Annotated in this window: 15 protein-coding genes; 3 read left to right on the forward strand and 12 right to left on the reverse strand. The window is 70.8% G+C overall.

The window, feature by feature from the left end:
* Positions 1–34 precede the first annotated feature (34 nt).
* The 7 genes from N1031_RS10185 to N1031_RS10215 form a co-directional block, all read right to left on the reverse strand.
* Positions 35–1,666 (reverse strand): amidohydrolase, encoded by a 1,632-nt coding sequence (locus N1031_RS10185; RefSeq protein WP_310795680.1) that lies wholly within the window; start codon positions 1,664–1,666, stop codon positions 35–37.
* Positions 1,667–1,822: 156 nt separating this feature from the next.
* Entirely contained in the window at positions 1,823–2,542 is a 720-nt protein-coding gene (locus N1031_RS10190; RefSeq protein ID WP_259479522.1) for a nucleoside/nucleotide kinase family protein, read from the reverse strand.
* 22 nt (positions 2,543–2,564) lie between these two features.
* Positions 2,565–3,434, reverse strand: a complete 870-nt coding sequence (locus N1031_RS10195; protein ID WP_259479523.1) for a sugar phosphate isomerase/epimerase family protein — start codon at positions 3,432–3,434, stop codon at positions 2,565–2,567.
* Positions 3,435–3,477: 43 nt separating this feature from the next.
* Positions 3,478–4,428 carry a sugar phosphate isomerase/epimerase family protein gene (locus N1031_RS10200; RefSeq protein ID WP_259479524.1) on the reverse strand — a complete coding sequence of 317 codons (951 nt, stop codon included), beginning with the start codon at positions 4,426–4,428 and terminating at the stop codon, positions 3,478–3,480.
* 2 nt (positions 4,429–4,430) lie between these two features.
* Entirely contained in the window at positions 4,431–5,234 is an 804-nt protein-coding gene (locus N1031_RS10205) for an ATP-binding cassette domain-containing protein (RefSeq protein WP_259479525.1), read from the reverse strand.
* Positions 5,231–6,211 (reverse strand): ABC transporter permease, encoded by a 981-nt coding sequence (locus tag N1031_RS10210; protein ID WP_259479526.1) that lies wholly within the window; start codon positions 6,209–6,211, stop codon positions 5,231–5,233. Before N1031_RS10210 ends, N1031_RS10205 begins: the two co-directional genes overlap by 4 nt.
* Before the next feature lie 95 nt (positions 6,212–6,306).
* Positions 6,307–7,344, reverse strand: a complete 1,038-nt coding sequence (locus tag N1031_RS10215) for a substrate-binding domain-containing protein (RefSeq protein WP_259479527.1) — start codon at positions 7,342–7,344, stop codon at positions 6,307–6,309.
* Positions 7,345–7,523: 179 nt separating this feature from the next.
* Between N1031_RS10215 and N1031_RS10220 the strand changes: the two genes are divergently transcribed.
* Positions 7,524–8,696 carry an ROK family transcriptional regulator gene (locus N1031_RS10220; RefSeq protein ID WP_259479528.1) on the forward strand — a complete coding sequence of 391 codons (1,173 nt, stop codon included), beginning with the start codon at positions 7,524–7,526 and terminating at the stop codon, positions 8,694–8,696.
* 47 nt (positions 8,697–8,743) lie between these two features.
* Positions 8,744–9,814 carry a 2,3-butanediol dehydrogenase gene (locus N1031_RS10225; RefSeq protein WP_259479529.1) on the forward strand — a complete coding sequence of 357 codons (1,071 nt, stop codon included), beginning with the start codon at positions 8,744–8,746 and terminating at the stop codon, positions 9,812–9,814.
* A gap of 27 nt (positions 9,815–9,841) precedes the next feature.
* Here N1031_RS10225 and N1031_RS10230 read toward each other — a convergent pair whose 3' ends face one another.
* From N1031_RS10230 to N1031_RS10245, 4 genes are read right to left on the reverse strand one after another with little or no spacing between them, the layout of a single operon-like run.
* Positions 9,842–10,630, reverse strand: coding sequence for an Rv2133c family protein (locus N1031_RS10230; RefSeq protein ID WP_259479530.1), 789 nt, complete (start codon positions 10,628–10,630; stop codon positions 9,842–9,844).
* On the reverse strand, positions 10,627–11,280 hold the full coding sequence (locus tag N1031_RS10235) for an Rv2134c family protein (RefSeq protein WP_259479531.1): 654 nt from the start codon (positions 11,278–11,280) through the stop codon (positions 10,627–10,629). Before N1031_RS10235 ends, N1031_RS10230 begins: the two co-directional genes overlap by 4 nt.
* Before the next feature lie 9 nt (positions 11,281–11,289).
* Positions 11,290–12,015 (reverse strand): histidine phosphatase family protein, encoded by a 726-nt coding sequence (locus tag N1031_RS10240; RefSeq protein WP_259479532.1) that lies wholly within the window; start codon positions 12,013–12,015, stop codon positions 11,290–11,292.
* Positions 12,016–12,060: 45 nt separating this feature from the next.
* Positions 12,061–12,744 carry a Pr6Pr family membrane protein gene (locus N1031_RS10245; RefSeq protein WP_259479533.1) on the reverse strand — a complete coding sequence of 228 codons (684 nt, stop codon included), beginning with the start codon at positions 12,742–12,744 and terminating at the stop codon, positions 12,061–12,063.
* Positions 12,745–12,798: 54 nt separating this feature from the next.
* Here N1031_RS10245 and N1031_RS10250 point away from each other — a divergent pair, with 54 nt between their 5' ends.
* Positions 12,799–13,665, forward strand: a complete 867-nt coding sequence (locus N1031_RS10250; protein ID WP_259479534.1) for an MBL fold metallo-hydrolase — start codon at positions 12,799–12,801, stop codon at positions 13,663–13,665.
* Here the strand turns inward: N1031_RS10250 and N1031_RS10255 are convergent.
* Positions 13,632–14,339, reverse strand: coding sequence for a TIGR00266 family protein (locus N1031_RS10255; RefSeq protein WP_259479535.1), 708 nt, complete (start codon positions 14,337–14,339; stop codon positions 13,632–13,634). The genes N1031_RS10250 and N1031_RS10255 overlap by 34 nt on opposite strands.
* Between the last annotated feature and the right edge of the window lie 30 nt (positions 14,340–14,369).

Here is a 14,369-nt window from a genome sequence, read left to right on the forward strand (position 1 = left end):
GGCGGGGTCGTGGGGCGAGGCGTGGGGCTTCGCGTCAGTGGTGGCGGGTGCCTGCGATCCAGGTCTGGGTGACGCGGGTGTCGCCGATCTCGTCGGGGGCGCCGCGGAAGGGGTCGCGGTCGAGCACCACGATGTCGGCCAGGTAGCCCGCCCTGAGCCGGCCCGTGGTGCTGCCGCGCCCGTTGGCGTGGGCGCTGCCGGCGGTGTAGCCGCCGAGTGCGGTGGCGAGGTCGAGCTTGTCGCGGTCGCCGCCGAGGGGTTCCGGTTCCGCCCCGTAGCCCGTGCGGTTGACGGCCACGTGCACCGCGGCCAGTGGATCGGCCGTCGACACCGGCCAGTCGCTGCCGAACGCGAGTGCGGCACCCGCCCGCGCGAGCCGGCCGAACGGGTAGGTGCGCTCCCTCGCGCCGGGAGGCAGGATCGGCAGACACAGGTCACGGAGCTGGTCGTCGGTGCGGGCCCAGAATGCCTGCAGGTTGGCGATGGCGCCGACGGATGCGAAACGCGGCAGGTCCGCATCCGCCACCATCTGCAGGTGGGCGAGCTGGTGCCGCCGTGCGCTCCCGCCGAGTGCCTCGACGGCGTCGAGGGCCTGGGTGACCGCGCGATCGCCCAGGGCGTGGAAGTGCACCGAGAATCCGTCGGAGTCGAGCGCGGCCAAGTGTGCGCCGAGCCGCTCGGGGTCGATGAAGTCGAGGCCCGAGCCGGCGTCGCCTCCGGGCAGGCGGTAGTGCCCGTGGATCGAGGCCGTGTGGTTCTCGACGATGCCGTCGAGCATCATCTTGACGGTGTCGGCCATGAAGAGGTCGGGGCGGGCGAGGGCCGCGGCCCTGGACCGGCGGTCGAGGAGTTCGGGCAGCTGCTCGATGCCGCGTTCGCGGTGCCACCAGAGTGCCCCGGTGACCCGCGCCACCAGCGTCTCCTCCTGAACGGCCCGGAGGTAGAGCGGGAGGGAGTCGCCGAAGCCCAGTCCCTCGCCGACCAGGGCGTCCTGCCAGCCGGTGATGCCGAGCGCGATCAGGTGGCTCTGGGCGGCGAGCAGTCCGCGGTAGGCGAGCTCCTCGTCCGCGACCGGCTTCACGCCGTCGAGCAGTGAGAGAGCGCCCTCGTGCAGGGTGCCCGAGGGTGTGCCGTCGGCGTCGCGCTCGATCACGCCGTCGGCCGGATCGGGCGTGGACGCGGTGATGCCGGCGCGGGCGAGCGCGACGGAGTTGACCCAGGCGCTGTGGTGGTCGCGGCTGACGAGGAACGCGGGCCGGTCGCCCGTGACCCCGTCGAGCCCAGTGCGGTGGGGGGATCCGCCGGCGAAGTGATCCATGGTCCAGCCGCCGCCCTGCAGCCAGTCGTCGTCCGACGCGGCGGCGTAGCGGGCGATCAGCGCGAGGGTCTCTTCGGCGGAGTCGGCGCCGGAGAGGTCGCACTGCAGCATCTCGACGCCGGCCGGGGCGGGATGCACGTGGGCGTCTTGGAAGCCGGGGAGGAGCAGCCCACCCGCGAGGTCGACCTGCGTCGCGGCGCGCGGGTCGACGGATGCGGCGCTCACCTCGTCGAGGGAGCCGACCGCCGCGATCCTCCCGTCGCGCACCAGCACCGCGCCGCCGGTGCGGCTCTCGGTCATGCCCGCTGTGAAGTACCCGCCGCCGCTGAAGAGGATCTCGTCGCTCACGCCACCATTCTCTCCTGGCTCCGTCGTGACGAGAGTGATCGGCCCGCCCCGTGGTGGGTGGGGCGGGCCGATCGGAGGGATTCAGAGGTGAGGAGGCCGGCGCCGCCCCGCCTGAGCCGGGGGGAGGAGGAGCGGGGCGGAGCCGGGGTCGGTGGATCAGGCCGAGAGGATGGCGCCCGTGATGCCGGAGACCACGAGGTCGGCGCGGGGAGCGGTCGACTCGATGAGGAGGGCGTTGCGGCCGTCGACGGTCTCGGCCCAGGCCAGGGCCGCCTCGGGGGTGCGGCCGCCGATCCCGTGGCGCACGACGAGGCGGGAGACCCGCACCTCGTCGGGCGTCTCGCAGAACCACGACTCGGTGAGCAGCGGTTTCACCTGAGCCCACGGACCGTCGCCGTCGTCGACCAGGAGGTAGTTGCCCTCCAGCACGACGAGGCGGGTCTCGGGCTCGATCGCGTGCTCACCCGCGATCGGCTCCTCGATGGAGCGGTCGAAGCTCGGGGCGTACACCGTGTGGTCGGTCTCCGAGGTGAGGCGGCGCACCAGGGCGAGGAACCCCCAGCCGTCGAAGGTGTCGAGGGCGCCCTTGCGGTCGGAGCGGCCCAGGCGGGCCAGCGTGGACTCGGCCAGGTGGTAGCCGTCCATCGGCACGTGGGCGGCGAACGGAGCACCGGGGCCGCCCGACTCGAGGCTCAGCTCGTTCACCCGGGCGGCGAGGAGGCCCGCGAGCGTGGTCTTGCCCGCCCCCGGGCTGCCCGCGATGCCCAGCACGGCCCGCGAGCCGGGCTGCACGAGCGCGAGCGCGCGCCGCGCGAGCTCGTCGAGGCCGGCGACGACGGGTGCCGAGGTGCTGTCCGCGGGCGCGGAGGTGCTCACGGCAGACGCGTCGGACGAGACCTCAGAGTGCGGCACGGGTTCCCTCGATGATGTTCGTGAGGTAGCGGTGCGAGTGCGCCGCCAGGGCCGGACCATCGTTCCACAGGTTGCGCCAGATCGCGAGATCGTTGGAGAGGGTGGGCGAGACCACCGCCGACGAGAACGACTCGAAGGTGATGGGGCCGTCGTAGGAGACGTCGGCGAGCGCGTGGAAGAACGCGCCGAAGTCGAGATGGCCCGAACCGAGGTAGCCGCGGTGGTTCTCGCCGATGTGCACGTAGCCGAGACGGTCGCCGACGAGGTGCACCGGGCGCACGAGGTCGTCCTCCTCGATGTTCATGTGGTACGTGTCGAGGTGGATGAGCACGTTGTCGTGACCGATGTCGTCGGCCAGCCGCAGCGCATCCGCCGCCGTGTTGATGACGTTGGTCTCGTAGCGGTTGCAGATCTCGAGACCGAGGGTCATGCCGAGGCCCTGCGCCTCGACCGCGAGGTCGGTGAGGGTCGACACCACGTTGGCGCGGCCGGCGGCGGTGAGGGCGTGCCCGTACTTGCCGAGGGCGCTGTAGAGCGCGCCCGTGAAGTGGGTGCCGCCGAGCTGGTGGGTGATGTGGAGGGAGTCGTGCAGCAGCTTCGCGCCACGGGCCACCACCTCGGGGTCGTCGCTGGAGACGTCGGCCTCGAAGGCGAGCCCTCGTGAGGTGACGATGCCGAGGCCGGCGGCATCGAGCGCGGCACGGGCGGCGGCGACGTCGAGGTTCTTCGCGTCGTGCAGCGACATCTCGAGGATGTCGTAGCCGGCCGCCTTGGTCTGGGCGACGATGTACTCCACCTCGGAGGGGGTGGTTCCGCCGGAGAAGACGAGGGCGTGCACGCCGAGCTTGTTGGTCATGAGTGGATCCTTTGAGGTCGTGAGGGATGCGAGGTCGCGAGGGTCAGTGGGTGGTGGAGAGGAGCCGGTCGGATGCGGCCAGCTGGCGTCTGAGGAAGCGGGCGCCGGCCGCGGCGACGGCGGTGGGGTCGTGCCAGAGGGTTCGCCACAGCCCGATGTCGTCGCGCGAGGCCGCAGAGACCACGGCGGGCGAGAACGACTCGAAGGTGATGGGTCCGATGTACCCCGTGTCGGCGAGGGCGGAGAAGAGTCCCGGCCAGTCGTTCGACCCCGTGCCCAGCTGGCCACGGTGGTTCTCGCTCGCGTGGATGTAACCGAGCGCCGAACCCGCATCGTGCACGGCGGCCGCCTGGGAGAGCTCTTCGCCATTGACGTGGAAGGTGTCGATGTGCAGCAGCACGTTCTGCGCACCGCGTGCCTCCAGCTCGCCGATGAACTCCCGGGTCTGGGCGGCGGTGTTGAGGAGGTTGCTCTCGTAGCGGTTGACGTACTCGAGACCGATCAGGATGCCTGCCTCGGCCGCGACCGCGGCCACCCGGCTCAGCACGGCGAGCGAGTTGGCCCGCCCGGCCTCGGTGGCCGGATGCCCGTACCTGGTCATGGCCGAAAAGGTGACCCCGCCGACGTAGCCGGCCCCGATCGAGCGGGCGAATTCGACGGCGTCGAGCAGCAGCTGCTCACCCCGGGCCGAGCTCGCTGCTCCCTGCGGCGTCGACACGTCGGTGTTGATGTCGCTGTCGACGCCGAGGGCGAGCGAGACCACCGCGTCGAGGCCGTTGGCCTCGAGCAGCGCCTCGGTGAGCAGCAGGTCGGAGCTGCGCGGGTCGATCAGGGGGATCTCGATGAGGTCGAACCCGGCAGCGGCGCTCCCCTCGATCGCGAAGCGCGCCTCGTCGTGCGACCAGCCCGCGGTCCAGAGCCCGGCGTGCACCCCGAGGGGGTTCACCGTGCCCGCAGCGGCCCGGTGGAACGGGATGCGGGTGGAGGCGGGCACGATCACGCCGCCTTGGCGCCGGTGATGAGCGCGACGAGCTCGTCGCCCGAGGTCTCCTCGGTGCGGCGCTCGGCGACGGCCATGCCGGCCCGCATCACCCACACGTGGTCGGAGAGCCGCATCACCTGGTCGAAGTTGTGGCTGATGAGCAGCACCGCCACGCCCGAGTCGCGCAGGGTGTTGATGACGCCCTCGACACGGGCGGTCTCCTGCACGCCGAGCGCCGCGGTCGGCTCGTCCATGATGACGATCTTCGAACCCCAGCCGGCGGCGCGGGCGATGGCCACGGCCTGGCGCTGGCCGCCCGAGAGGCGGCGCACTTTACTCGTGACAGGAGGAACGTTCACGGCAAGGTTCTTCAGCAGCTCACCCGCGGTGGCCTTCATGACCTTGCGGTCGAGGGTGCGGAACGGGCCGAAGCCGTGGGTCTTCTCCCGGCCGAGGAAGAAGTTCTGCCACACCGACAGGTCTTCGACCAGCGCCAGCGTCTGGTGCACCGTCTCGATGCCGCGCTCGCGGGCGGCGTTCGGCGACTCGAAGGTGACGTCTTCGCCGTCGAGCACGATGCTGCCGGAGTCGGGGCGGTGGATGCCGGAGAGGCATCGCACCATGGTCGACTTGCCGGCGCCGTTGTCGCCGATCAGTGCGGTGATCTCGCCGCGGCGCATGGTCATGGAGGCGCCCTTGAGCGCGTGCACCCCGCCGAAGGACTTCTTGATGTCGGTGGCCCTGAGGATGAAGTCGCGGGCCTGGGTGGTGCCGGTGTGCGGCGAGACGTCGGGCACGGAGTTGTACTTGTCGGTCATTTCTTCTGGAACCTCGTGAGTAGGGCGGCCAGGACCACGACGAGTCCGACTGCGAGGGGCTGGTAGAACTGCGAGACCCCGAGGAGGGTGAGGCCGTTGGTGAGAGCGGTGAGCAGCAGAGCGCCGATGACCGGACCGACGATCTTGGCTTTGCCACCCGTGAGGCTCACACCGCCGAGCACGACCGCCGCGATCGAGTTGAGCAGGAACTGGGTGTTGATGGCCGGCTCGGCCGCGCCGACGCGGGCGACCAGCAGCAACGCGGCCACCCCGGCGAGACCGCCCGAGATGAGGTAGACCGCCATCCGGATGCGCGTGGCCGAGATGCCGTTCGCCACGGCGCTCTCCTCGTTGCCACCGACCGCCTGCACGTGCAGACCGAACCGGGTGCGGAACATGAAGAACCACGCCAGCACCGCGATCACCGCGGCGAGGATGATGGGGTAGCCGAAGATGCCGAGCGAGCCCGAGGTGAGGATGAGCAGCTCGTCGCTGGTGACCGTGATGGGCTTGCCGTTCGAGACGATCAGGGCGAGACCGGTGGCCACCGAGAGCGTGCCGAGCGTCGCGATGAAGTCGGTGACCTTGCCCTTGGCGATGAGCAACCCGTTGATGAGGCCGATGAGCAGGCCCGCCACGATCGCCACCAGCGCCGAGAGCCAGAACCCGGCGCCCGCCTGGAAGGCGAGGCCGAAGCCGATGGCCCCGAAGGTCATCGTGGCCGAGATCGACAGGTCGATGCCGCCCGTGGTGATGACGAAGGACTGGCCGATGGCGAGGATGACCAGGATCGCGGCCGCGACGAGCATGGCCCGGATGTTGCCCAGCGTGAGGAACGTGGGGGAGAGGATCGCGAACACGATCACGAGGGCGACGAGGCCGATCGGGGCGGCGTTCTCGGCCCAGAACGAGATCTGGCGCACGTTCTGGCCGATCGCCTGCATCCTCCCCGGTCGGAGTTGCTCAGTGGATGTCATGGAGGTCACGTTTTCTGCCTAGAGGGAGTGTGGTGGGTTCCGGTGCCGCCCGACTTTCTCAGCCGAGCGGCACCAGGAATGGGACGCCTGCGGCTCTACTCGGTGGGGAGGAGGTCTTCGAGGGGGTTGTCGAAGGGGGCGAAGGGCTGGGGGAAGGCAGCGATGGCGTCGGGGGCCTCAGCGCTCGTGACGAGGGCGGTGGGCGACTCGATGTTCGCGGGGAGCTCGCCGCCCGAGGTGGCGACCTCGCAGGCCTGCAGGCCGAGCGAGCCGATCGCGTAGGGGTACTGCGCGACGGTGGCGGAGAGGCCGCCGGCCTCGACCGACTCCAGGGCGTCCTTGTTGCCATCGACGCTCACCACGGTGATCTGTCCCGTGAGACCGGCGTTCTCGACCGCCTTGACGATGCCGAGACCCATGTCGTCGTTCGCGGCGAAGAAGGCCTTCACGTTCGGGTTCGCGGCGAGGATGTCGGTGGCCGTCGTGAGGGCGACCTCGCGCTTCCAGTCGGCGGCCGACTCCTGGATGATGTCCAGGTCGCTGCCCACCGCCGCCTTGAAGCCGTCGATGCGTGCGGCGCTCGTGACGTCTCCGGCGATGCCGCCGATGATCGCGACCTCCGAGCCCGCGTCGACCTGCGAGAGCACGAAGTCGCCGGCCTTGCCGCCCGCGGCCTCGTTGTCGGTGCCGATGTAGGTGGCCACGTCGATGTTGGCCGTCTTCGCCGCGTCGGCGTCGATGGGCTGGTCGATGTTGACGATCGGCTTGCCCGCGGTGGCGACCTGGCTGAGCGCTTGCACGAGGTTGGTGCCCGAGATGGGGTTCACGATGAAGCAGCCGAAGTCCTGCCCGGCGAGGGTGGTGAGCTTGTCGGCCTGGCCCGTGGTGTCGCCGATGTCGGCGGCGGCCTGGATGGTGACGTCGACGCCGTCGGTGTCCGCGGTGTCCTGGATGCCGGACTCCATCGCCTGGAAGAAGGGGTTGTCGAGGCCTTTGATGACGGCCGCGACCTTGCTCGACGAGCCACCGTCGGTGCCGCTGCCGCCGGCGCAGCCGGCGAGGGCGAAGGCTGCGACTCCGAGGGGGAGCGCGATGCGCACGGTGCGCATCCATGTTGCGTCTTTGCTGAACATACTGATCCTTGGCGGGTTGGGGCACCACTACGTGCCTGCGAAACAGAAACTACGCGCACTTTTGGTTTATTGCAACTCAAAAGTGTGGCTACTTTGAATCGACGTATGTATACAATGGGCTCACGTCGGCCACGGGGTCGATTCGGGACAGCGATGGAGCTCTGCGTAAAGTGAAGGATGTGCGAACCCACGTCGGCGAAGTGCTCGCGCTCTTCCGTGAGCACGGCGAGCTCTCGCGCACCGACGTGATCGACCTCTCCGGTCTCTCGCGCTCCACGGTCAACCAGCGCCTCGCCGCTCTGCACTCCGCGGGGCTGATCGAGGAGATCGGCGGCGGCGAGTCGACCGGGGGCCGCCCCTCGAGCCGCTTCGCCCTCAACCGCTCCCGTGCCGTCATCCTCACCGCCGACATCGGCGCCACGGGCTTCGTGGCCGCCGTGTGCGACCTCGCGGGCACGCCGCTGCGGCACACCTCGGTGTCGGTGAACGTGTGGGACGGCCCGCATCCCGTGCTGACCGCGGTGGACGCCGCCTTCGACGAGCTCCTCGCGGGCGGCGGGGCCACCGGCGCCGACGAGGTCTGGGGCATCGGCATCGGCGTGCCCGGCCCGGTGGAGTTCGCGGCGGGCCGTGTGGTGAACCCGCCCATCATGACCGGCTGGGACCGCTTCGACATCGCGGGCTGGTTCGCCGCCCGCCGGGCACCGGTGGTGGTGGAGAACGACGCCAATTCCCGCGCCGTCGCCGAGGCGCGCCTCCGTCGCCACGACAACCTCATCAGCCTCAAGGTGGGCACCGGCATCGGCTCAGGGCTCGTGTTCAACAGCGCCATCATCCGCGGCGGCGAGGGTGCGGCCGGCGACATCGGCCACACCCGCGCCGCGGTGGCCGACGGGGCGGAGGGGCTGCCGTGCCGCTGCGGCAACGTCGGCTGTGTCGAGGCCTACGCCAGTGGCTGGGCGATCATCCGCGATCTGGATGCGCTGGGCGCGCACGCGGGCGACGTGGCCGCGGTCGTCGGCCTGGTGCGGCAGGGTGACCTCGATGCGGTGCGTCTGGTCAGGCAGGCCGGTCGGGTGCTCGGTGACGCGGTCGCCGACCTCGTGAGCATCCTCAACCCCGAGACCATCGTGCTCTCCGGCCAGCTCGCGGAGTGCGGCGAGGTGCTGCTGAGCGGCGTGCGCGAGCGGGTGTACCAGCGCTCGCAGCCCCTGGCCACCCGCAACCTCGTGATCGGCGTCTCCGAGCTCGGCGAGGTGGCGGGCGTCACCGGCCTCGCCCTCATCACCGCCGACCGCATCCTGGGCACCGACCAGATCGACGAGCTGCTGGAGCGCATCGACACGGTATGATAGCGCTGCCATAACACGGCGACGACACGAGGACGAAGGAGTTCACAGTGCTGGCAGCGCGGTACCACGACACGCAGGACGTGCGGATCGACGAGATCCCCGAACCCGAACCGGGACCGGGCGAGGTAAAGATCCGCGTGGCGTACAACGGCATCTGCGGCACCGACGTGCACGAGTACTACTCCGGCCCCGCCTGGATCCCGCAGGGCACGCACCCGCGCACGGGGGCATCCCGGCCGATCGTCATCGGTCACGAGTTCTCGGGCACCGTCGTCGCCACAGGCGCCGGAGTGGCCACCGTAGCGCCCGGCGACCGCGTGTGCGTCGAAGGTCTCTACCCGTGCGACGAGTGCCCGCGCTGCCTGGAGGGCATGCCCAACCTCTGCACCAGCTTCGCCCTGCACGGGCTCTCGGGCACCGGTGGCGGGCTCTCGCAGTTCACGGTGGTGAAGGACTTCATGGTGCACCGGCTGCCTGACACGGTGTCGCTCGAACTCGGGGCCCTGGTGGAGCCGATGGCGGTGACCACGCACGCCATCAACCGCGCGCGGCTCAGCCCCGAATCGAAGGTGCTCGTGTTCGGCGCCGGGCCCATCGGCATCGGCACCTTCCTCGGGCTGCGGGCGCGCGGCGTGACCTCGGTGCTCGTGGTCGAACCCTCGGCTGAACGCCGGGCCGGCATCCAAGCGCTGGGGGCGACGGATGTGGTCGACCCCACCGCGGTCGACCTGGCCTCGGCGGTGAGCGGGTTCACCGGCGGAGCGGGTGCCGACGTGGCCTTCGACTGCGCGGGGGTAGCGGCCAGCTTCCGCAGCGCCTGCGAGTCGGTGCGGGCGCGCGGGCAGGTCGTGGTGGTGGCGACCTACGAGAAGGAGCCGCCGTTCCCGGGCAACACCGTGCTCCTCGGAGAGGTGGAGATCCTCGGCTGCCTGGCCTACTCGGGCCCCGACTTCGACGACACGATCGCCATCATGGCGGCCGGCGGCTACGACATCACGGGCTGGGTGGCGCACATCCCGCTCGACGGTCTGCTCGACGACGGCATCCGCACCTTGCGCGAGGGAAGGGGGCTGAAGATCCTGGTCGACCTGCCGGGTGGAGACCCAGACCGGGCCTGAAACGCAGCGCCGCGGCGGCGTGGCCGCTCAGAACAGCGGCCACGGCACGGGCGGCATGTCACCCGCCGGGGCCGGGAAGACCGCATCGGCGATCAGGCTCTCGCAGCGGAGCGCGAAGGCGTCGAGCTCTTCGGCGGTGAGCAGGGGTTCGAGTGCGGAGGCGAGAGCCCCGCGCTCGAGCGACTCCTGCACCCGCATCACACCGTCGAGCTCGCCGTCGTTCAACGGCTCGCCGATCCACCCCCACAGCACCGTGCGGAGCTTGTGCTCGGCGTGGAAGGTGAGTCCGTGGTCGACGCCGAAACGGTGCCCGTCGGGCATGCCGAGCACATGCCCGCCCTTGCGGTCGGCGTTGTTGGTGAGCACGTCGAACACCGCCATACGCCGCAGCGCCGCCGAGTCCTCGTGCACGAGCGCCACGGGTCGGTCGTCGGGATCGCTGCCCTCGAACACGACGCACCACCCCGCATCCGGAACCGCCTCGAGCGGGAGGAGGTCGACCGCCTCCTGCTCGGGGTCGGACTGCTGCCACAGCTGCAGCATCCCCGGGCCGAACGGGCCGTCGCCGAGCCAGGTGCGGGGCACCACGTTCCAGCCCAGCTGCTCCGAGACGAGGTAGGCCGCCACCTCGCGGTGCGCGAGCAGGCCGGAGGGGAAATCCCAGAGCGGCTTCTCGCCCTCGATCGGCTTGTAGACCACGCGCGCGTCGTCGAGCCGGGCGAGGAAGGTGGCGTTGGAGGCGGTCGTGATGCGACCCTCGAGCTCGAGCCCGGTCGAGCCGTCGCCCCCGGATGCGGCGAGGCCGTCGCCGGTCACAGGCCGCCCGGGAAGACGCAGTCGTGGCCGTCGGGGTCGATCGGCAGGCCGCACAGCGGGCACAGATCGCGGCCCGCACCCACGATCTCGCGGGTGCGCTTGGCGAAAGCGCGGGCCGTGCCCACGGGCATGCGCACGAGGAGCACCTCCTCGGGCTCGATCGTCTCGCGCTCGATGAGCTCGTCGATGCCGGCGGCGTCGGCGAGGGCCGCCTCGAGCGCCTGCTCGGCCTCGTCGAGGCTGTAGACGCCGGCGGGGATGCCCGGGCCGTCGTCATCGTCCTCGTCGTCGTCGGGGACGACCAGCGGGAAGGCCTCGAGCACGATCTGCGCGGTCGACGGATCCCAGCCCAGGCTCATCGTCCCGGTGCGGAACTCCTCTTGCACGGGCTGGTCGAGCGGCTCGTTGTCGACGAGCTCGACGGGGGTGACCGCCGGAACGCTGAACGGGTTGCCCTCGCCGGCCATGAGCTGGTCGAGGATCTCGTCGATCTTCTCCGCCAGCAGCGCCGACTGCTCCTTCTCGAGCGACGCGCTCACGATGCGGGAGCCGGTGCGGGCCTGCAGATAGAAGGTGCGCTCACCCGGCCGGCCGATCGTGCCGATGACGACACGGTCGGGCCAGTCGAACTCGTGCACGATCGTAGGCATGACTCCAGCCTAGGGGCGTGCGGCCGTCTGCGGGCGGGCGATGTCGCCGCCGCCGACGACCTCTTCGGGCCCGGGCGAGGATGCGGTGAGCCAGTCGAGGGGACCGGCCTCGGTGTTCATCGCCACCACATCGGGGCGCTTCGGCCCGTAGCGCACGACGGAGACGGATGCGGGTCCCACCGAGATGCGCTGGAAGAGATCGAGATGCATGCCGAGCGCATCCGCCAGCACCGCCTTGATGATGTCACCGTGACTCACCGCCGCCCAGACCGCCTCGTGGCCGTGAGCGGCCTCGACCGCCGCGTCGTGCTCGCGCACGGCGGCGACGGCCCTGGCCTGCATGCCCGCCATCGACTCGCCGCCGGGGAACACGACGGCGGAGGGCTGGGCCTGCACCGTGGCCCAGAGCGGATCGGCGGAGAGGGTCTTCAGCGCGTTGCCCTGCCAGTCTCCGTAGTCGCACTCGAGGAGGCGGTCGTCGAACTCGAGGCCGAGCTCGAGTCCGTCGGCGCCGTCGACGGGCTGCTGGGCGAGGATCGCCTGCGCGGTCTGCACGCACCGTTCGAGCGGACTGGTCACGATTCCCGCGAGCCGCACTCCCGCGAGCCGCTCACCGGTGGCGCGCACCTGACGACGGCCGATCTCGTCGAGCTCCACGCCGGGCGTGCGGCCCGCGAGCAGACCGCCGGCGTTCGCGGTGGTGCGCCCGTGCCTGATGAGCAGCAGAGTGGCCATGCCACCAGCCTACGTGGGGTGCGAGCGCCGACGGTCGCGAGCCGGTCAGTCGCGAGGCGCCGCGGGCTCGCGCACGAGTGCCGGGAGGTGCTTGTCGAGCAGGGTCAGCAGTGCCGCGATCGCGATGGCCACGAGCAGGATGACCGCCGAGTTGCGGATCGAGTCGGCGAACCCGATGAGATCGACGTCGAGGAAGGGGTAGGGGTACCAGCCGGTGATCGCGCCCCGCACGAAGGTGTAGACGAGCCAGAGCAGCGGCCAGATGAACGCGAACGCCATGGTGCGCCAGCCCATCCGGGGCCGCGGGCCGAACAGCAGCCAGCCGAGCAGCGTGGCCCACGGGGAGATGTAGTGGAAGCCGATCGTGGCGGCCAGCGCCCATCCGGTGGGGTGCACCAGGGAGGCCAGCACGAAGTCGTAAACGATGCCGGTGATGATGATGCCGAGCATCGCGTCCATCCGCAGCACCCGCCACAGGCGGCCGTCGCGATGGATGCTCGCGGCCAGCGCGATCGAGGTGCCGAGCACGAACAGGTTGCTCTGGATGGTGAAGTAGCTGAACAGGTTGATCAGCTTCTCGCCGAGGCTCTGGTTCGTGGTCGGCTGGAACGAGTTGACGTCCTGCCCGCCGGTGAACACGAGAACCAGTTGGATGACCAGGGCCGCGCCCACGATCACCGCGATGCCCCCGAACCAGAACCGCGCCGCCGTCACCCGTGCCCCGTGCATCCCCACCCCCGTGCCGCGGCCACCGTGACCGCGGCACCAGAGTAGCGTGATCGGATGATTGCGGCACGGGACTGGGACGAGGTCGGTGCCGGCGTGTTCCATCGGCGCTATCAGCCGGTCGACGTGTCGGTGGTGGCCGTGGTCGGGCCCTCGGGCGTCACCGTGGTGGACACGCGCAAAAATCCGGCGGAGGCGCGCGAGATCGTCGACGACGTGGACGCTGCCTTCGGCCTGCCGGTCGTCGCCGCGGTCAACACCCACGCGCACTACGACCACACCTTCGGCAACCAGGTGTTCGTCGGGCTCGGGGTGCCCGTCTACGGCCACGCGGGGATCGCCGCGCACTTCGAGCGGTTCGAGGGGCCGCGACTGGCGGCCGTGCAGGCGGATGCGCAGCGTGAGCCCGACAAGGACTGGGGCGAGGTGGTGCTCACGGTGCCGACGGTGGTGGTGCCGGGGGTGGCGGGCGGCGCGATGCGCATCGCGCCCGGCGGGCGGCCGATCGATCTGGTTCCGCTCCCGCCGGGGCACACCGACACCGACCTCGCCGTGCACGTGCCCGACGCCGGCGTGTGGGCGCTCGGAGACGTGATCGAGCAGTCCGGGCCGCCGATGTTCGGCTCCGGATCGTACCCGCTCGGCTGGGGCGGGGCGTTGCGGGCGCTCGCACCGCGCATCCGGAGCGATGAGGTGATCGTGCCCGGGCACGGAGAGCCGGTCGATCTCGGGTTCCTGATGCGGCAGGCCGAGCGGTTCGACGAGGTGGCGCGGATGATTGTGCGGGCGTGGGAGACCCGCACCGCGGTCGACGAGGTGCAGCTGCCGGGAGGACTGCTGGAGGTCTGGCCCGACTGGATGCTGCGCTCCGCGCTCCGGGCGGGGTTCGCTCAGCTCTTGTCGCCGGAACGATCGGGCAGGTAGGGCTCGATCGCGGCGGCCAGCTTCGCCGGGGTCATCGACTGCAGCCACACGTGGCCCGGACCGTGCAGCTCCGCGAGGAAGAGGGAGTCGCCGAAGAACTTGTTCTTGATGCCCTTGACCGTCGCGAACTCCAGCGGCATCTCGGCCCGGAACATGGCGAGGTGCCCGGGGTGGATGAGGAGCGACTCGCCCGCCTTCAACTCGTACTCGGTGAGCTCGCCCGCCAGTTGCACCCACGCGGTGCCGGAGCCTGCCAGCTTCTGGAACACCACTCCCGCGCCGCCGAAGACGCCCGCGCCGAGCTTCTTCTGCAGGCCCACCGACACCTCGACGCCCGGAGTGCTCGCGGTGTAGGAGCCCTGCTGGATCATGAACGTGTCGCTGGGGTCAATGCGCATCTCGCGGATGGTGCCCGGCAGCTGGGCGGCGAACGCCACCAGTCCGCCCTGCGGCGGTGCCGTGTACTGCGTGAGGAAGAGCTGCGCGCCGCCGAGCACGCGCTTGAGGCCGCTCATGAACCCGCCCTGGCCGCCGCTGCCGTGCGCGGTCGAGGTGTCGAGGTGCATGCCGGGCGTGAGCCAGGCCACGTCGCCACCCTCGGCGACGACGGCCTCGCCGGCGTCGAGGGTGATCTCGAGGATGGGCATGGTGGTTCCGGTGATGACGGGGTTCATGAGCGTCACCGTAGCGCGGTCGAGGGGGAG

Source organism: Herbiconiux moechotypicola (genome assembly GCF_024979255.1).
In the GTDB taxonomy this organism is placed as follows: domain Bacteria; phylum Actinomycetota; class Actinomycetes; order Actinomycetales; family Microbacteriaceae; genus Herbiconiux; species Herbiconiux moechotypicola.

Bases quoted from the DNA above. Each gene is read 5' to 3' on its own strand.
- N1031_RS10195 (WP_259479523.1), bottom strand. From the start codon at position 3,434: ATGACCAACAAGCTCGGCGTGCACGCCCTCGTCTTCTCCGGCGGAACC.
- N1031_RS10205 (WP_259479525.1), bottom strand. From the start codon at position 5,234: ATGACCGACAAGTACAACTCCGTGCCCGACGTCTCGCCGCACACCGGC.
- N1031_RS10210 (WP_259479526.1), bottom strand. From the start codon at position 6,211: ATGACATCCACTGAGCAACTCCGACCGGGGAGGATGCAGGCGATCGGC.
- N1031_RS10215 (WP_259479527.1), bottom strand. From the start codon at position 7,344: ATGTTCAGCAAAGACGCAACATGGATGCGCACCGTGCGCATCGCGCTC.
- N1031_RS10235 (WP_259479531.1), bottom strand. From the start codon at position 11,280: ATGCCTACGATCGTGCACGAGTTCGACTGGCCCGACCGTGTCGTCATC.
- N1031_RS10240 (WP_259479532.1), bottom strand. From the start codon at position 12,015: ATGGCCACTCTGCTGCTCATCAGGCACGGGCGCACCACCGCGAACGCC.
- N1031_RS10245 (WP_259479533.1), bottom strand. From the start codon at position 12,744: ATGCACGGGGCACGGGTGACGGCGGCGCGGTTCTGGTTCGGGGGCATC.
- N1031_RS10250 (WP_259479534.1), top strand. From the start codon at position 12,799: ATGATTGCGGCACGGGACTGGGACGAGGTCGGTGCCGGCGTGTTCCAT.
- N1031_RS10255 (WP_259479535.1), bottom strand. From the start codon at position 14,339: ATGAACCCCGTCATCACCGGAACCACCATGCCCATCCTCGAGATCACC.